Annotated in this window: 15 protein-coding genes; 2 read left to right on the top strand and 13 right to left on the bottom strand. The window is 38.6% G+C overall.

The genetic code is table 11. From position 1 onward, the window contains the following. Window positions 1–44: 44 nt before the first annotated feature. Window positions 45–212: a hypothetical protein gene (locus AC58QG_RS31015; RefSeq protein WP_497365904.1), complete on the top strand. Its 168-nt coding sequence runs from the start codon at window positions 45–47 to the stop codon at window positions 210–212. Between the two features lie 12 nt (window positions 213–224). Here the strand turns inward: AC58QG_RS31015 and AC58QG_RS31010 are convergent, their stop codons facing one another. The 13 genes from AC58QG_RS31010 to AC58QG_RS30950 form a co-directional block, all read right to left on the bottom strand. Continuing rightward, entirely contained in the window at window positions 225–1,394 is a 1,170-nt protein-coding gene (locus AC58QG_RS31010) for a DegT/DnrJ/EryC1/StrS family aminotransferase (protein WP_497365903.1), read from the bottom strand. A 45-nt stretch (window positions 1,395–1,439) separates the two neighbouring features. Then, on the bottom strand, window positions 1,440–2,141 hold the full coding sequence (locus AC58QG_RS31005; protein WP_497365902.1) for an HAD family hydrolase: 702 nt from the start codon (window positions 2,139–2,141) through the stop codon (window positions 1,440–1,442). After that, window positions 2,131–3,120 (bottom strand): ATP-grasp domain-containing protein, encoded by a 990-nt coding sequence (locus tag AC58QG_RS31000; protein ID WP_497365901.1) that lies wholly within the window; start codon window positions 3,118–3,120, stop codon window positions 2,131–2,133. The genes AC58QG_RS31005 and AC58QG_RS31000 overlap by 11 nt, the downstream gene beginning before the upstream one ends. Next, the gene (locus tag AC58QG_RS30995) at window positions 3,107–3,712 is read right to left on the bottom strand and encodes a sugar transferase (RefSeq protein WP_497365900.1); all 606 of its coding nucleotides are present in this window, start codon (window positions 3,710–3,712) and stop codon (window positions 3,107–3,109) included. Before AC58QG_RS30995 ends, AC58QG_RS31000 begins: the two co-directional genes overlap by 14 nt. A gap of 11 nt (window positions 3,713–3,723) precedes the next feature. Next, window positions 3,724–4,692: a glucosamine inositolphosphorylceramide transferase family protein gene (locus tag AC58QG_RS30990; RefSeq protein WP_497366023.1), complete on the bottom strand. Its 969-nt coding sequence runs from the start codon at window positions 4,690–4,692 to the stop codon at window positions 3,724–3,726. 83 nt (window positions 4,693–4,775) lie between these two features. Continuing rightward, window positions 4,776–5,822 (bottom strand): UDP-glucose 4-epimerase GalE, encoded by a 1,047-nt coding sequence (galE, locus tag AC58QG_RS30985; RefSeq protein ID WP_497365899.1) that lies wholly within the window; start codon window positions 5,820–5,822, stop codon window positions 4,776–4,778. Window positions 5,823–5,846: 24 nt separating this feature from the next. Then, window positions 5,847–6,920 (bottom strand): EpsG family protein, encoded by a 1,074-nt coding sequence (locus AC58QG_RS30980; RefSeq protein WP_497365898.1) that lies wholly within the window; start codon window positions 6,918–6,920, stop codon window positions 5,847–5,849. Window positions 6,921–6,939: 19 nt separating this feature from the next. Beyond that, window positions 6,940–7,824 carry a glycosyltransferase family 2 protein gene (locus AC58QG_RS30975; RefSeq protein WP_497365897.1) on the bottom strand — a complete coding sequence of 295 codons (885 nt, stop codon included), beginning with the start codon at window positions 7,822–7,824 and terminating at the stop codon, window positions 6,940–6,942. A gap of 4 nt (window positions 7,825–7,828) precedes the next feature. Then, entirely contained in the window at window positions 7,829–8,938 is a 1,110-nt protein-coding gene (locus tag AC58QG_RS30970) for a glycosyltransferase family 1 protein (RefSeq protein ID WP_497365896.1), read from the bottom strand. Continuing rightward, a complete protein-coding gene (locus AC58QG_RS30965; RefSeq protein WP_497365895.1) occupies window positions 8,923–10,077 on the bottom strand; it encodes a glycosyltransferase family 4 protein in 1,155 nt (384 codons plus the stop codon). Before AC58QG_RS30965 ends, AC58QG_RS30970 begins: the two co-directional genes overlap by 16 nt. An 11-nt stretch (window positions 10,078–10,088) precedes the next feature. Continuing rightward, on the bottom strand, window positions 10,089–10,964 hold the full coding sequence (gene galU, locus AC58QG_RS30960) for a UTP--glucose-1-phosphate uridylyltransferase GalU (RefSeq protein ID WP_497365894.1): 876 nt from the start codon (window positions 10,962–10,964) through the stop codon (window positions 10,089–10,091). 16 nt (window positions 10,965–10,980) lie between these two features. Continuing rightward, window positions 10,981–12,807: a polysaccharide biosynthesis protein gene (locus AC58QG_RS30955; protein ID WP_497365893.1), complete on the bottom strand. Its 1,827-nt coding sequence runs from the start codon at window positions 12,805–12,807 to the stop codon at window positions 10,981–10,983. Window positions 12,808–13,208: 401 nt separating this feature from the next. Further along, window positions 13,209–16,088 carry a right-handed parallel beta-helix repeat-containing protein gene (locus AC58QG_RS30950; protein WP_497365892.1) on the bottom strand — a complete coding sequence of 960 codons (2,880 nt, stop codon included), beginning with the start codon at window positions 16,086–16,088 and terminating at the stop codon, window positions 13,209–13,211. A 482-nt stretch (window positions 16,089–16,570) separates the two neighbouring features. Here AC58QG_RS30950 and AC58QG_RS30945 point away from each other — a divergent pair, with 482 nt between their 5' ends. Continuing rightward, window positions 16,571–17,590 (top strand): glycosyltransferase family 2 protein, encoded by a 1,020-nt coding sequence (locus AC58QG_RS30945; RefSeq protein WP_497365891.1) that lies wholly within the window; start codon window positions 16,571–16,573, stop codon window positions 17,588–17,590. The last annotated feature ends 9 nt before the right edge of the window (window positions 17,591–17,599 follow it).

Here is a 17,599-nt window from a genome sequence, read left to right as displayed (position 1 = left end):
TTATCTATTTACTCATACGTTTGTACAGAAGGGGGAATCATGCTATGACCTCATTTGGGATCAACGTATGGAAAAAGGTGATACATGCGTACCATAAATTCATGCATGACTACAATTATATCCTCTATCGAGACTGTCTTGACATACAAATGAAAATAACCTTATTTCAGAAAATCATTCATCATCGCGCCAAAATGGATGAAAATAAGTAGACAAACCCTTACTTAAGCACTGATACTCTTGGCTTTTTTTATAGATTTCTGAATACAAGCAATAACTCGATCTTGCTCTTCTTCCGTCATGCTAGAACCCGATGGCAAGCATAAACCTGATTGGAATAATCGCTCCGACACACTGTCATTATCACTATGCGGATAATAGGCAACCCCCTCGAATAGCGGCTGCATATGCAGCGGTTTCCATACTGGACGAGCCTCGATATTCTCTTCCGCTAGGACATTTATTAATGACTCCACCGTTACGCCGGCTTCCTTCGCGTCGATTGTCAATGCGGTCAGCCATCTATTAGATCGCGTATTCGCTAACTCCGGCATAAATTGAATGCCTGGTAAATGTGCTAATTCGTGATAATAGCGTTCAAATACCCCCCGTCTAGCAAGGACTCTCTCTTCCAAAACGGCAAGCTGCGCGCGGCCAATTCCTGCCAATACGTTACTCATACGATAGTTGTAGCCTATCTGGCTATGCTGATAATGTGGCGCATAGTCTCGTGCCTGTGTGGCTAGAAAGCGCGCCTTGTTCAGCCCCTCAATATCATTAGATACCAGCATACCTCCGCCTGATGTGGAAATAATCTTATTGCCATTGAAGGAATAGATGCCAAACTTTCCAAATGATCCGCTTGCTCTTCCTTTATAGGTCGATCCTAAGGATTCTGCCGCGTCTTCAACGATTGGTACTTGAAACGATTTGCATAAGGCAGAGATTTCGTCCATTTTGGCAATTTGACCATATAAATTAACGACAATAACGGCTTTAGGCAATTTCCCATTACGAGATGCCTCATTCAAAGCACGTTCCAAAGCCTGCGGGGACATATTCCACGTTTCAGGCTCTGAATCGATAAAAATAGGCGTAGCTCCTAAATAGACAATTGGATTAGCACTAGCCACAAAAGTTAAACTTGAACAAAAAACGGTATCCCCTTCTGTAACATCCAATAATCGCAAGGCAAGATGAATGGCCGCTGTTCCCGAACTAACTGCTGCCGCATCAACAAGACCTGCATAAGTTGCTAGCTCTTTTTCGAAAGCATCGACATGCGGACCTAGCGGAGCGATCCAATTTGTATCAAAGGCGTCATGGATATACGTTAATTCATTACCACTCATATGCGGGGGGGAAAGATAGATTCTTTTTTTGTTGGTAAACATGATATATGAACACCCTTTTCCATTAGGATACAATACAAAAAAGTGCTATTCAGCACCTTCAGTAAACATATGTTTGAGCATAGGTAATTCCGTGAGATTTTTTAAATTATCAATTTTATAATGAGCCGTAAATTCCTCTTCTGCAGGTATTCCGGAATATATACCATCTTTACGATCAATTTGAATAGTTGTCCATCCGAGTTTCTTTGCAGCATAAAAATCTTTATTAACATTATCACCTATGTACACGCACTGACTATGTGGAACACCTAATTCTTGGCTTGCTTGTTCATAGGGAACAAGGCTAGGCTTCCAATTTTCCCTACCTAATTTATCAGTAAGAATAACGGAATGGAATTTTTCAACGAGCTTAAGGGCTTCTACTTTCTTTTCCTGTGAAATTAAATAACCATCTGAAATTAAACCAATCCTTACAGTTTCCCTCACCTTGTCAAGGATCCAAATGGCATCCGTTGATAACTGAATATCTGGCTTATGAGAGCGATAAACCTCTACCATCTCATTAATTGTCGAATCATCATAAACTATCTTGAGCTTATTTAATGTTTTATTAAAAATTAATTTTTTTTCACCTGAATTAAATAACTCCATTGCTGTTTCGTAGAAACCAAAAAGGTTATACGTATTGATCAACCAACGATCAATTGCTGCAAAACCACTGCTCACATAATGTCTTTCTTCATATAAAGTATCGTCCATATCAAACACCAATGCATTACAGGTCATGTTGAATACTCTCCGTAAATATGGCATCATCATATCTAAGCATCGTCAAATTTCCTCTCCAAGAATAATCCCCTTCGGTGAAATTCTCACCACTGCACATTTGGAGGACCCACAATGGGAAATTTGCTCCAGCCTCAATAGAAAGTGGGATTCCCCCGCCAAAACGAGGATTAATTTCGATAAAGGTAATCTCCCCATCGATCTTTTTGAAGCATTGTAAGGTAATACATCCAACTGGACCTGGTAATAAATTGACTACGTGTTGGACGGCAGCGATAATGTCATCATCTTTCTTCGTTACTCCCTTACTTACTTCTCCAGCCCTAGTTTCAATTCGTAATCTTGGAACGATAGTACGAATGTTTCCGCTAAAATCAAGCATCACATCAACCGTATACTCGGTACCCGTTACGAATTCCTGAATCATGGCATTGGGAATATAGTCCTTAAAAAATAGCAATTCTTTTTCGTTATTGATTTTCGTAACCCCAACGCTCGAACTTCCATCGAGAGGCTTAATTAATAGCGGAAATTGATACTGCTTATTATTAATTTCATCTTCGGTAAAAACTTTCGGAGTTGAAATATTTCTTTCTTGAAAAAACTGGTATGTCTTTATTTTATCGCCTGAAATTTCGTTCAGCTCTTTACTTGAAACAAGTAACTTAACACCAATTTCTTCAAATACTTTTTCATTTTCCGATAAAACCATTAATTCCGTGTCGATTAGAGGAATAATAATATCAATCTTTTCATTTCGGCAAATCTCTAATAATCTCGTCATGTAATTAGGATCAGTAACTCTCGGTACAATGTAGTGCTTATCACTAATAAAAGCGGTAGGTGCCGTAAGTCTTAAATCAGCAGTAATTATGCTCCCATTAATACCATATTGAATGAACGTCTTCTTAAATTGTTGTAATAAGGATAGTCTTCTACCCGAGCTCGTAAACAAAATATTTATCTTATTGTTCAACATTTTTCATGCTCCCTTCAAACATTGGCATTGTTGCATGTTTACCGTTCTGAATTCCTTCTGATCTCAGTACTTTACTTAATGTTAAAACTAATATTTTCAAATCAAGTAGAAAGCTTTGATTTTCAACATACCATAAATCTAGATTAAACTTTTCTTCCCATGAGATCGCATTTCTCCCATTTACCTGTGCCCAACCTGTAATTCCAGGTCTAACGTTGTGTCTTTTGGCTTGTTCTACTGTGTATAATGACAAATATTCGTTTAATAGTGGTCTGGGGCCGACCAAACTTAAATCACCTTTTATCACATTTATCAATTGTAATAATTCATCCAGGCTATACTTTCGAAGAAATTCACCAAAAGGTGTTAATCGAATTGAATCAGGTAATAGTCTTCCATCTTTGTCTGTGGCATCTGTCATTGTGCGAAACTTTAATATTCGAATAGGTTTCACATGTAATCCTGGCCTCTGCTGTTTAAAAATAATTGGCGATCCCAACTTCATCCTCACTAGGATCGCAACAACTCCGATAATCGGAAGAAACAATATGAGTAAAGTTACCGCGACAAATAAATCAAATACACGCTTCATGGGATCTTCTCCTACTGATCTTGACTAAATAGCTTTGATTTTATCCGATCCAGCTTCCAAAGAATATAATTTACATTTTTAAACGTATGCCCATCAACTGCAATTAACCATTGATTATCCTTAAGCTTTAACTGGTCAATATGGTGCATGCCATCCTTACGCCAGTCTTTATCTTCCTTCGAGCCACTCAAAATAAGAGAAACCTCTTCTTCCTCATATTCATGCTCAGTGAGCTTATTCACTTTAAATACTCTGACAGATTCGCCATAGTGTGGATAGTCCGCTTGTGTATACCTATGCACACATCCATCTGAAATAATGAGCCTGCCTCCGGGCCTACTAATTTTGTCGTTATTTGATATGATTGGACTTTGAGGGTGCTCCGACCAAGTGCCTTTTAACTGGTCCGAGTAGAACAAATGGAAACTGTCCTCTTCTGTTCCCGTAAATATCCACCATTTGCCATTGAAATGTACAATCGAAGGATCCAAATAATTGCCCTTTAATAGGTCACAATCAACTTCCCATTCATAGGGGAAATTTTTGGCTTTATATAAAATTACGCGATCCGATTCGGCTGTTTCAGGCAGCATGTAAAATTCGTTATTATATATAAATACTTGTGGATAGGACAAATGGAATTTCTCACGCAGCACGACTCTACCGTACTTCCATGTAACGCCATCTGTACTCGTTGCAACGCCAATTTCACCTTGCCCAGATGCCTTATTTAATATTTCAAAGAAAAGAAAAAAGTCAGATTCGTGTTGGATGATAAATGGATCAGCAACAAACTCAGCGGGTACATCCGTCACATCTGATGCTTGTAAACTAGGTATTGTTAATTTATGATGCTGTGGCTCTGTTGAGATAATACTGTCTGATCGAAACACCTTGATAGACCAGGTAGATACAATCATTCCTTGTCGCAACAGCGCATACCAATTCTGAAGTCTCTTTAGACTCATTGCACTAACCATTGACAAAACTGTTCCTCCTTAAGATCATTCCAGTGAAGCGGATATGACAGAATAGATAAGCTCTTTAATTCTTCGAATGCTATTCATAGATTTGCTGCCACTTCAGCCACTTCATTTTCCTCTAGATAACCTTGTGGGTTGTAAGTTTGCCAACGCCATGAATCTAAACACATCTCTTCAATTCCCTTGTGTGCAATCCATCCCAGTTCTCGTTCAGCCTTGGTTGGATCCGAGTAACATACACCGATGTCACCGGCTCTCCGCGCAGTTATCCTGTATGGAACTTTCCTGCCAGTTACACGTTCAAAAGCAGAAACCATTTCAAGTACACTATATCCCTGTCCAGTCCCCAGATTGTACGCCTCCACCCCAGTGGTTGACATAACCTTCTCCAGCGCCTTCAAGTGACCGCGGGCTAGATCTACTACATGGATATAATCTCTTACTCCGGTACCATCGGATGTGGCATAATCATTCCCATATACCTGGAGCTCTTTCAACTCACCTACCGCAACCTGCGTGATATATGGCATCAAATTATTAGGGATACCATTGGGATTCTCTCCTAATCGTCCGCTGTTATGTGCACCAATTGGGTTAAAATAGCGCAGCAGCGCAATACTCCAGGTCGGATCTGATACATGAAGATCTCGCATCATTTCCTCGATCATCAGCTTTGTTCGCCCATAAGCATTGGTTGCACCTAATGGAGTGTTTTCCGAAATTGGAACACTTTCAGACGTCCCGTACACAGTTGCTGATGAACTGAACACGATGTTCTTCACCCCATACTCCTGCATAAGCTCATAAAGCACAATCGAACCTGAGATATTATTTTGGTAGTAGCGCAGCGGCAAGGATACCGATTCACCGACGGCCTTCAGGCCAGCTAGATGAATCACAGCTTCTATTTGATAACGTCTAAAGACGATCTCCAGATCCTGTCGATGTAACAGATTAATAGGGTAGAACTCGAAATCTTTTCCTGCTAGCTCCTTCACCCTTCTTATGGATTCAGAGCTGCTGTTGCTAAGATTATCAACAACTACGATTTCGTACCCTGCATTTAATAACTCCACACACGTGTGACTCCCAATATAGCCAGCTCCACCTGTTACTAGGATCGACAACTGAATCCCCCTCCTACTTGATACTCAGAATTTTAGAAAATCACTTTTGTATATAATGTTCAGAGTCACAACATTCTCATAATAGAAGTAGATCAAGTAAAAACCGATGATCGCGAAATAGACTAATTTCTGCTGTTTCTTAACAAATAGGCTTATAACCCATGACATAAGGATCACATTGTATAGGCCAAAATAGATGGTAAACCTAGCGAAAATCCAATTCTGTGTGGCGATGGCCATGACAACAAAATTCAATAGAGACATGTTGACCACATAGTCACCATGTGGAAATATTTCTCTAAGCTTGTTTCTTCCTAAATAGGCGAATACTAGTGGCACTGCGCTAATCGCAACTCGAATGATGTTAGCTCCGCCCTCTTGAAAATTCTGATACTCACTATAATGTGTATCTTGAATGGCTGAAAAAATAACATTGGAAATGACACCGTATCCTAGAATCAAAATCACAGAACCTACCAAGAGTACAATCGTAGAGGATGTCCAAGCCCTTCTTCTCACAATGTAATAAATGGGAATAAGGATTAGTGCGCTACCATGAAAGAAGGACGCGAAGCCCACGACAAGGAAATACTTTTTCCAGTTTCCTTCAAATAGAAATTTGGTTGCCGCGAAAACAATAGCAGAAGCCAAAAATTGCCGAACTCCGTTCATCGAAACAATATAGAGTCCTGATGTAATGTAGATATAAATACTTAGTTCAAATAGCTTTGAATACTTGTATAACACATAGACAATAAGTACATTTGTCACCATGGCCGTAATAAAAATTAACAACTGAGGATTATCTGTGATTGATTTCAATATCATTTGTAAAATACCGAAACCAATATCTTTCTCTGCTTTTACTTCTGCCCATGTAAAATTACTTAGCTTATAGGAGTACATATAAAAAAATGTATCTCCTATATTGTTGCGAAGTCCGGCGATAAGGACGAATGTTGCCATTACCAGTGCCGTCAACCATTGATTAGGCTTCATCCATGGTGCCCCAGTGCTGCTAAGTACAGGCTTGGCTATATGCCTGGAGAAATAGGATGCGATATAGACAACGACTAAGTTAAGCCAAATAATAGCCATATAAGGTTCCTTTCAGATCTTATGAGATCCTTGTTTTCCTGCTTACATACCAATAGAGAAGGACGCCAAAAGGAATAGCCAGCAATGTGAGGAGTTTAGCCGGGGTTTCCGTCATGAATCGACGATTACCTGAGATTATACTGCTGGATACAAAGTGAATGGACTGTTTATATTTAAACATCAGGCTTGCTAGAGGGAGTTTCATAAGTTCTTTTCGATAAAAGGCAAACCCTTTCGGATTTCTGAGATACTGTCTCAGCATGTTCATTGAGGAGCCATCCGGTAAGTATTCGACACAGCAAAGCACCTCATTCATGAGGAGCATTTCATACTGCTTGTCTAGCATGAAATATTTATAGGCAAGACCCACGTATTTCTCGTTTTCGAAAATGGGGTATGGATAAGCTCGTGTTAACTCGCTTCGATAAACTAGTTTCTTATCACCTGTCACGCGATGTTTGCTGTATAATTCAAACAAAGTCGAAGTCTTCAGCGCCTCAGGTAATCGGGTTCCAATAACCCGCCCATCCGTAAAGGAATCCAGCCCAATAATACCGCTAACCCGCTCGCTGCCATGTTTCTTCCAGAAAGTGAGGATGTGTTCTACAGCATCTGGCGGCATGTAGTCATCCGAATCAATACATACATTCAGTTCTGTATCAATCAATTGATACGCTGTATTGTGGGCGCCATGCATGCCTTGGTTATCCTGTCGGTGGTATCGGATCTGAATCATGTTCTCCTCGATCCACCCTGCAACGACCTGTTGCGTATCATCTGTAGAGCCATCGTCTATAATGAGCCATACGAAATCTTTAGAAGTTTGCTTCTTCAAGCTCTCATAACAAACCGGAAGACAATACGCCCGATTATATGTTGGAGTAAAAATAGTAAGTTTTTTCATCTCATCACCTCGATATGCCTAGATAAAAGCCTTCCGTCCAAGCCGCTGTATTGCGAATATCGTACCCTTGGTTAGATAAGGATAAAGCCGGAATATGTCTAGACTTGTTTCTTACCATTACTTGCTTCATCTGATGGACCCAAATCTCTTTGTCAGACAGCGGCAATCTCTCTACCAATTGAATGCCCATATCCACTTCCTGCGTAATCTCATCCGAGATCATGCAAGGCAAGCCAGCACCTTGTGCCTCAATAAGAGTTACAGGCAAACCTTCATGTAAAGAGGGAAATACAAACATATCGAGTCCCTGGAGTAAGCGGGAGATATCACTTCGCACGCCTAGGAATTTGACTTTATGCTGCAAATCAAGAGCCTTTGCTTTTCTCTCGATCTCTTCCCGCAATGGTCCATCACCTGCCAATAATAGAATCGTATCTGGTTTCTCTCTATTCAATTGGGCAAACACATCCAGGAGAAAGGTGTGATTCTTCTGATAATTGAATCTGCCGACATGCCCCAGTACGAAAGACTCAGGTGCAATCTGAAGCTCTCGTCTTATCTCTTCCCTTACCAAGGGTGAATAGGCAAATTGCTCACTCTCGATCCCATTCTTCATCAGCACAACTTTGTTGCGCTGGTTAGTGAATAACCACTGTGCTGCTTTATTGGAACAAGCCACAAAATGAGTGGCGCAGGAAGCGATAAATGTACCTGCAAGCCATTTATAAGCTTTAGCCGCTAGGCCACCTTCACTGCTTGTATTGTGACTATGTGCTATACGAATGGGAATATCAGCCCTTTTGGCCGAACGCAACACAAAACCGCTCATTTTATCCATATGAGCATGAACAATTCTGTAGTTCGCATGATTAACAAAGAATTGATCTAATGCTTGGATATATTTCGCATGGCCAATATCCGACACATAGGGGATTCTATGAATAATCCCTCCCATCTCGGTAATCTCGGAATCATAGGCACCTGCTTTACAAGTAAGAAAATCAAATTGAATTTTCGTACGATCTACATTTCGATATAAATTCATTAGAAGGGTCTCTGCTCCACCCCTATTCATATTTACAACGACATGCAGAATTCTTATTGGATCGCCCACATGACCTCCACCTTTTCGTCCATAAATCGGGAATATATCGCACTTTTTTGATGCAATACTTGCTCAATTGCGTATTTGTCTTCAACCATTTTTCTACCACTAGCTCCTAATTTTATTCGTAATTCTTGATCACAAGCTAGGAGCAGGAGCTTCTCTGCCATGCCTTCGTGATCATTAGGGGAGGTTAACCAGCCGTTACCTCCATCGTGCACAAGTTCTCTGTGACCTCTGTTATTACTCGCAACGATGGGGAGTCCGCATGCCATCGCTTCCATAATGTTCACTGGTAACCCTTCACGAAGGCTGGATGCAACGGCAATATCACACATAGGCAGCAAGCGATCGATATCCTTACGATAACCGAGAAAATCCACTAGATGGGCAACTTGAAGCTCCTTAGCAAGCTCTTGACATTGCACTTGTAGTGCTCCTTCTCCAGCGAGCAGAAGTTTGACATGAGGAGCTTCCTTTCGAATTAAAGCTAATGCTCGTATGAGTTGCTGCTGATTCTTGTTCTGATTAAATTCTGCCGCATAAAATAAAAGAATATCCTCTGGTTGATAGCCCATGGATACTTTTCTTTCAGCTCTATGCGATTCGTCTATCTGTTGAAAACGCGCTGTATTAACGCCAACTCCATGCACATGTTCTATGCGAGTAGCACGGAATCGCCGATTCCTAGCAAGCTTGTAATCTTCCTCATTAATCGTAATCAAACAATCCGTAAAATAAGATAAGAATTTCTCTAGCGGATAATAAGCTAACCAATGAAACAAAGGGGCACCTTGGCAAAAATGAAAGCCATGCGCGGTATAAATGACCTTCGTCCCCCTCTTACGAGCAGATCGTGCAGCTAAACGAGCTAATACGCCCCCCATTGGCGTATGACAATGGATGATATCATAATTGTTCGCAGCAAGGATTGACTTCAATGCAATATAAGCATCTAGATTTGCACGGTGGAGAGGCGTTCTCTGTATCGGAATGTCAAACTTCACATCGACATAGGGGAGCTCTATATTCCCGCTAGCAGCAACATGAATCTCGAAGCCCTGATCCTTGAACCATTTTAAGTAAGGTAGGTGAAAAGCCCTGAAGTGATAATCAACCGTTGCGCAAAACAGCACTTTTCTAGACATCGTGGCATCACCTATTTAATTAATTCTTTCTCCATGAGTTCGGACAGATATTTCATTAACCCGTATCTTAAATCTTTACGCTGTAACGCATATTCGATCGTCGTTTGAATGAATCCCATTTTCTCCCCGACATCATAACGGGTACCTTCAAATTCGTACGCATATACCGATTCAATCCGATTTAGTTGTGCGATCGCATCGGTTAACTGGATCTCGCCTCCAGCCCCTGGTTGCTGGTTATTAAGGATCTCGAAAATTTTAGGTGTTAAAATATAACGCCCCATGATCGCTAAATTGGAAGGTGCTAACTCTTTGAGTGGCTTTTCAACAAGATGATTAACGCTATGTAGGCGGTTCTCCAACTCAAAGCCATCCACGATCCCATATCGGGATACCTCTTCATCAGGAACGTGCTTCACGCCAATAATGGATGCATCATGATATTCATATTGTTCCATCAATTGCTGCAAGCAAGGCTTATCCGCTCGAACAATGTCATCTCCAAGTAATACGGCGAATGGCTCATTACCAATAAACTTGCGTGCACACCAGATGGCATGCCCTAATCCCTTGGGCTCCTTCTGACGAATATAATGAATATCCACATTGGATGACTTTTTCACTTCTGATAGTAGCTCAAACTTCTGCTTTTCTAATAAATTTTGCTCAAGCTCGAATGAATTATCAAAGTGATCCTCAATAGCTCTTTTCCCTTTACCCGTCACAATGATAATATCTTCAATGCCCGATTCAACAGCTTCTTCAACAATATATTGAATGGTCGGTTTATCAACAATGGGCAGCATTTCCTTTGGCATTGCCTTGGTTGCAGGTAGGAATCTTGTCCCCAGACCAGCAGCTGGAATAATGGCTTTTCTAACTTTCATAAGTGATTGCTCCTTTTCAGCCTACAGATGATAGTTTCTTGGATAAAAGAATGACATTACTATTACCGATATTAAGCAAATGCTCTCTTAAGCTTTCCTTATCTAACGTGCTGTAAATGGATATGATCTCTTTGATTTCATCCATAAATAGATCCGCTGTTTTACCGATATAAATCTTCGGATATACTTGTTGTTCTTCGATTTCATCAGCCTTTAGTAGCTCCTCATAAAGCTTCTCTCCAGGCCGCATTCCGGTGAATTCAATACCGATATCTTCCACCGAGTTACCCGAAAGCTTAATTAGATTTTTGGCCAAATCAACAATTTTTACGGGCTCACCCATATCGAGGACAAAAATTTCTCCTCCCTTGGCTAATGCGCCAGCTTGCATAACGAGCCGAGATGCTTCTGGGATCGTCATGAAATAGCGAATCATATCAGGGTGGGTGACTGACACTGGACCGCCTTTTTCAATTTGATGCTTAAACCTTGGGATGACACTGCCCCTGCTCCCCAAGACGTTACCGAAACGAACCGCTACGAATTTTGTAGTACTGCTTTTATCCATGTCTTGAATGATCATTTCGGCCATACGCTTCGTGGCTCCCATGACGCTAGTTGGATTAACCGCTTTATCCGTTGAGATCATAACAAATGTATTCACATCGTACTTGCTCGCCGCAATGGCAACATTCATCGTTCCAATTACATTGTTCTTCACTGCTTCTTCTGGATTTCGTTCCATTAGTGGAACATGTTTATGAGCAGCTGCGTGATACACAACATCAGGTCGATGCTTATTCATGATGGCCATCATTTTTCGGGAATCCTGAATGTCTGCAATTTCTGTAATAAATTCCGTTTGTGCGTATTCACATATGTCCTTCAATTCCATTTCTATTGAATAAATACTGTTCTCTCCATGTCCTAATAAGATGAGCTTGCTAGGCTGGAACTTAGAAACCTGTCTGCAGATTTCAGAGCCAATAGAGCCTCCTGCACCAGTTACCAAGACCACTTTATGCGTGACAAACTCGGAAATACTTTCGATATCAAGTTGGATCGGTTCTCGGCCTAATAGATCCTCAACATGAACGTCCATGAATTGATTAACCGAAAGCTTCCCCGTAACAAGATCTTCTAACATGGGCAAGGTTTGTGTTTTGGCCGTCGTTTTGGCACATTCTTGAACGATGTTGTTAAGTTCCTTTTTACCAAGAGAAGGGATAGCAATAATGATATTATCAATTTGCATCTCTTTCACAGTTCGTTCAATCTGATTAATCCCACCTACAACAGGTATTCCAAGAATATCTAGATTATGTATGCGTGCATTATCATCAATAAAGGCAACTGGCTCAAGCTCTGCATCGTTGTTCTTAATCAGTTGCCTGGCAACCATTAGGCCTGCGGAACCAGCACCAACGACCAATGTGCGTCTTTTTCCTGCTTTTTTGATATACGTATTACGAAATAGCCGCCAACAAAAACGAGATCCGCCAATTAGCAAAATGTGAATCATCCAGGTTACAGCTAGCAGACGGAAAGAAATATCCTGAGCTATGACTTGCTGGATACACGCGACCACAATCATAGAGAAGCTTACTGCTTTAACAATGAACATTAATTCTGCTATACTCGCATATTCCCATGCTTTTTTATAAAGCTTATACCTGAATGAAAATATATGATGACTCAGCAGCAGCGTAATGGAACTCACAACCATCGGAACCGTTACGACATGTAAATCTGCACTCAATAGAAATCGGCTAACAAAAATAGACGTTAATACGATAAAAGAGTCAATGAATATTAATAAGGATAAACGTTGGCGATATGACATATAAAATCCACCCTCTCACTAAAGTTCTTAAGTATACGGCCTTTGAATCAAGACCATATAATTAAATCCTTTAATACGTTGTAGGGCATCTAACCCTGCCTCGCACCACACTTTTGACGACTCGCGTCTAAGGTCTTATCAACCCACAGCATGATCGAGTGCATCCATTGATAACGGTAAGGAGGCATCACCGGGATTTATCAAATAACAACACGTTCTTTATAAAGAACTATATTGTTCATCTCCGCTTTAAACACATTATAAAGAACGATATTCCCCTTAATTATTCTTTATAAAGAACATTCTCATAAAAAAAAATAGCTGGAATTCAGCTGTGTTGACTTATCATTATTGTAGTTCTTTATAAAGAACATGTCAACTTATATTATTTAACATACGCTCTAATTTGTAATTGCTCCAAACGGTTTGAATATCGCCAATACATTTACATACATCCAAGTCACACTGCCATATGTTATTGTACCAGATGTATGTGATGGGGCTGATGTTCCACTATTTCCACCCACAGTACTCTTGTAAACTTTTCCATTCGTATTAACTAAATCATTCACTGAGTAGACTTTGTTCGCTGTCCAAGCATTATTATTTGCAGTACCAGGAACTGTGCATACCCATCCAACATATCCTCCAGCAGCTGGTGCGGTGTTATACACCTGTTGACCAATACTGTAGTTACCAAAATTAGGTGCAGATGTTGCGTATATCGGTATTAGATCGCTACCAAATATATTTTTTTCCAATTGAGATAAAACGTTATTTGTAAATAGGATATTTGAGTTCATTTGATTATTACTTTGTGAAATTACGGTCGATTTAGGTTTTGGAATCGTTGAACCTGCCATTCTATAAGCACCTTCAATTGTAATATTCCCCTTCGTAGCATTACCCGAATTATTTGATGTTACGATCGTATTATTTGCTAGCGTTAGATGATTTTCAGTGAATACTCGTAAGGTGTGCATGGAGCCTAAATCAACACCTTGATCTATAACACGAATTTTGTTGTTGCTAACTTCTAACCTCGGTATATAACTGAAGGAAACCCCGGGACCTCTGGTTTCATGGACTGCTGAACTATAAGGCGCGTCCCAAATAATATTGTTATTTCTGAAGGTATGCGTAATATAACCTGGATCAGCAGCTAACTTCTCTGAAGAAAATAGGCCACCACCTTCTATTCTAAATACATGATTTTTAAATGTCGAATTTTCAATTAACATAGACTCTGATGCAGTCATAGAGCTATAATTTGTATTCGTACCTAAATGAATGAATTCACAGTTCGCAACCACTAAATTCTTACTACCTACATAATTTCCACCGGCATACGATCCGCCTGGAAAATTTGTTGTGAATTTTACATTTGAAAATAATACATTTTCACTATAATTATAACCTGCGTCCCATGGACCACTTCTTCTAATATCAAATAAAGAATGATAAACTTCTACATTTTTACTTGCGAAGCGAATTGCTTGTCTGATAGGATCATCAAATGTAAGCTTACAATTAATTACTTTTGCTGTTTCACCACCTAATAAAAGGCTGCTTTTTGAAAAAACACAATTTTCTAATGTAGTATTTCCAGCATTTATATTACAATCTCCATTAAATACCGAATCATTTCGAAATGTGCAAAACGTTCCATCCTTTTCAACCCCACTTGTAATTGATCTGCCTGTAATATCTCCATAGTACATATTATTTAGAGAAAAATAATCATCTCCACTTCCACTTAGATTGACATTTCCTCTAATTTTATTATTTTCTAAATAAACTCCTCTTGTACTAACACATACAAATGCTCCTGCTCTATTATCATAAATATTGCAGTTTCTTAACGTTATTTTTTGATTGGCCATATATCCATCTTCAATATCAATGCCATATCCCGGTTCAGTACCATTAGAAATACTCATCGGATTACTATTATCATAAATTTCACAACTCTCAAAATTAACAAATCTTCCTCCGTTAACTGAAGCGCCAAGTCGTCTATTTTTATGCGATTTGCAATTAACAAAATATATATATTGCGGAATTTTAGCGCACATTACATAATGCAAGTTATTATCCATTAAATCGTAATTTTGAAGGAATGAGAATCTCACTTGGGTCGTGCCGATAGGTAATGAATCTAAATAAATAAATTCATAAGACCTTGTATTTTTATAGCCTAAATATAAACCATCTGCTTTGTAAAAGTGAACCTTTATGACCGTTTTATTAAGGTTACTTCCCGTACCATATCCACCATATCCATCACCAGAATAATAAAAATAACCAACAGATTTGACAACTTCTCCAGTTACATCGAAATATTTGGTTACTGTGGTATAATTAGTTTTCGTGCTATCTAGATTCCCTTGATTATCAATATCTCCTTTTCCAAAATGGCCTGGAAATTGTGCTCCACCTATTGCGGAAAAATCCATAGATGTCACCAGTCCATCCCCAGTACATTCACGCACATCACAGTCTTTAATTATGATGTTGTAACATGCATTTCTGCATTCAATCCCATAACCCCATTCATGTGTGCCACTACTTGAGTAATCATGAGTTTCTCTATCACCTTTTAGTGTTGCGCCTTGAATTAACACGTTAGATACACTGTCACACACCAATATATTATATCCTGTAAAACTATTAGATTCTTTAATAAATGTGCACCCATAAAACATATACATAGTGTCGCTACATAGATTGACTGAAGAATTTTTATCTATAAGATAGCTACCTTTCGGCAAAATGATCTGGTTAATACTATTATCTTTTGCCCATGAAATGGCATTATTTAAACCTTGTGTAGTGTTTATTGCATTGGTCCCATCATGTTTAATTCCCCAGCGTTCAAGCTCAACAAAATAGATTGTACTGCTGGTGGTTGGACTAGTTCCAGCTCCAGCTAGACTTGCAGTTTTCCAGACCCCATTTGCAAACTTTAAAATATCTCCACCAACTGGTGAGGAGGTAGTTAGGTCAACATCACTTAATTCATCGAGACTCGTTACACTAGTGGGTTTATCTACAAATGAGAGCTTTCCGGTTGAATCAACTGCAAGAATTTTTCCTTCAGTCCTATTTGTATTATCTAACTGACTCGATTTAATTCCTATATCATTCATTGTACCAAGTTGAACATTTCCACCTTGTGAGCCAATAAATAACTCACCAGTATCTGAGCAGAATCCAAATTCGCCTACGCTTAAAATGGGCAAATTTGCTTTTAATTCGGTTGTGACTTGGATTTTTGCCATATCATACACCTCCAACTAATCTCATTTGTTCTAATATATTCCTTAAAAATAAATATGCGAGGGCTGACTTACATTATCAATAGAATTAACTTCCCTTGTAAAATCCATAGAAATAGAATATCTATATTTTTTGCTTGTAAAGCAGTAATATCTCAGTTTAATTCTTTATAAAGAACGAAATCTCATCAATAGTAAATAAGATTTATAAAAGGGGAAAATTCAATCCATGAGTAAAGTCAGCGTTGTGGTGCCTATTTAAAATGCAGCTGCAATAAGAAGAGGTGTCCAACCCAAATCTGAGTACATTATGTTTGTTGACTAAAAGCAACTATCGTTCCAGTTAAGGAAAAACTAAAAATAGTTGTTCTTAATAAAGAACTTATTGTATAATTAAAATAGATCGAAATCATAGAGATCTTAGTGAGCCTTTAACTGTTTTTATCTAGTATAACATGAGAAAATATTATCAGAGGGGAAAAACCATGCCACTTGTTAGTGTAATTATTCCAGTCTATAATGTTGAAGAATATTTAGAAAGATGTTTAGATTCTCTTATTAGTCAAACTTTCCAAGATATTGAAATTATTTTGGTTAATGACGGTTCATTGGATAGATCTAGTGAAATATGTAAAGTGTATGAAGGAAAAGACAACAGAATAAAAGTGATTCATAAAAATAATGGTGGAGTATCAATAGCTAGGAACTCAGGGATTGACATTGCTACTGGTAGGTATATTAGTTTCATTGATGCAGATGATTGGGTTGATTCTAATTTTCTTGAAGTTTTAGTTAAAAAAGCTATTGACCATAATAGTGATATGGTAGTCTGCGGCTATCGAAGTGTATTTGAAAATGGAAGAATAGTTAGACATAAAATGGTTGAAGAGTTAATTAAGTTTGATCAAATTGGTATTTCTAAATATTTAATAAGTTTTCTACAGTTTAAACATTCATTTTCTGTTTGGAATAAATTGTATAGGAATGATTTAATAAAACGGTACGGAATAAGTTTTGATCCACAAATTAGTTTTGGAGAAGATCTTTTATTTAATCTAATTTACTTAAGTCATACGAATATTATCAATACAACGTCAAGGGAATTAATTAATTACTATCAAAGAGCAGGCTCACTAAGTCGTGTACCTGCAAATGTAATTTTTAATGCAACTCAATTAGTGAGTAAATACGAAGAATACATAAAGAAAAATAATGTTACTAATCTTGCCCCAGTTGTCTTTTATTCTCAATTTGCTACAGCATTAAATCATCTGAGGTCTTCAAAAGACAAAGAATATGTAGTAAGTTGTATAAAGTCTACGTCTAAAAACAAACTTTTCAGAAAATATTGTATGCAGATATTGTTTAATAAAGAGTGTTCAAATTTTATGGTTTCTGAGAAGAATAATTTTAAAGGTAGGCTGTCTTTCAAGTTAATAGTCCTAATGTTAATGCTTGGACAAGATTTGTTTGTTATGAACAAGCTTATAAAAGTTGCACATTAATAAATTTAA

This window comes from Paenibacillus sp. J22P169 (assembly GCF_059691995.1).
Note: the sequence above shows the minus strand (reverse complement) of the source record. Positions and strands in the feature narration are given on the sequence as shown.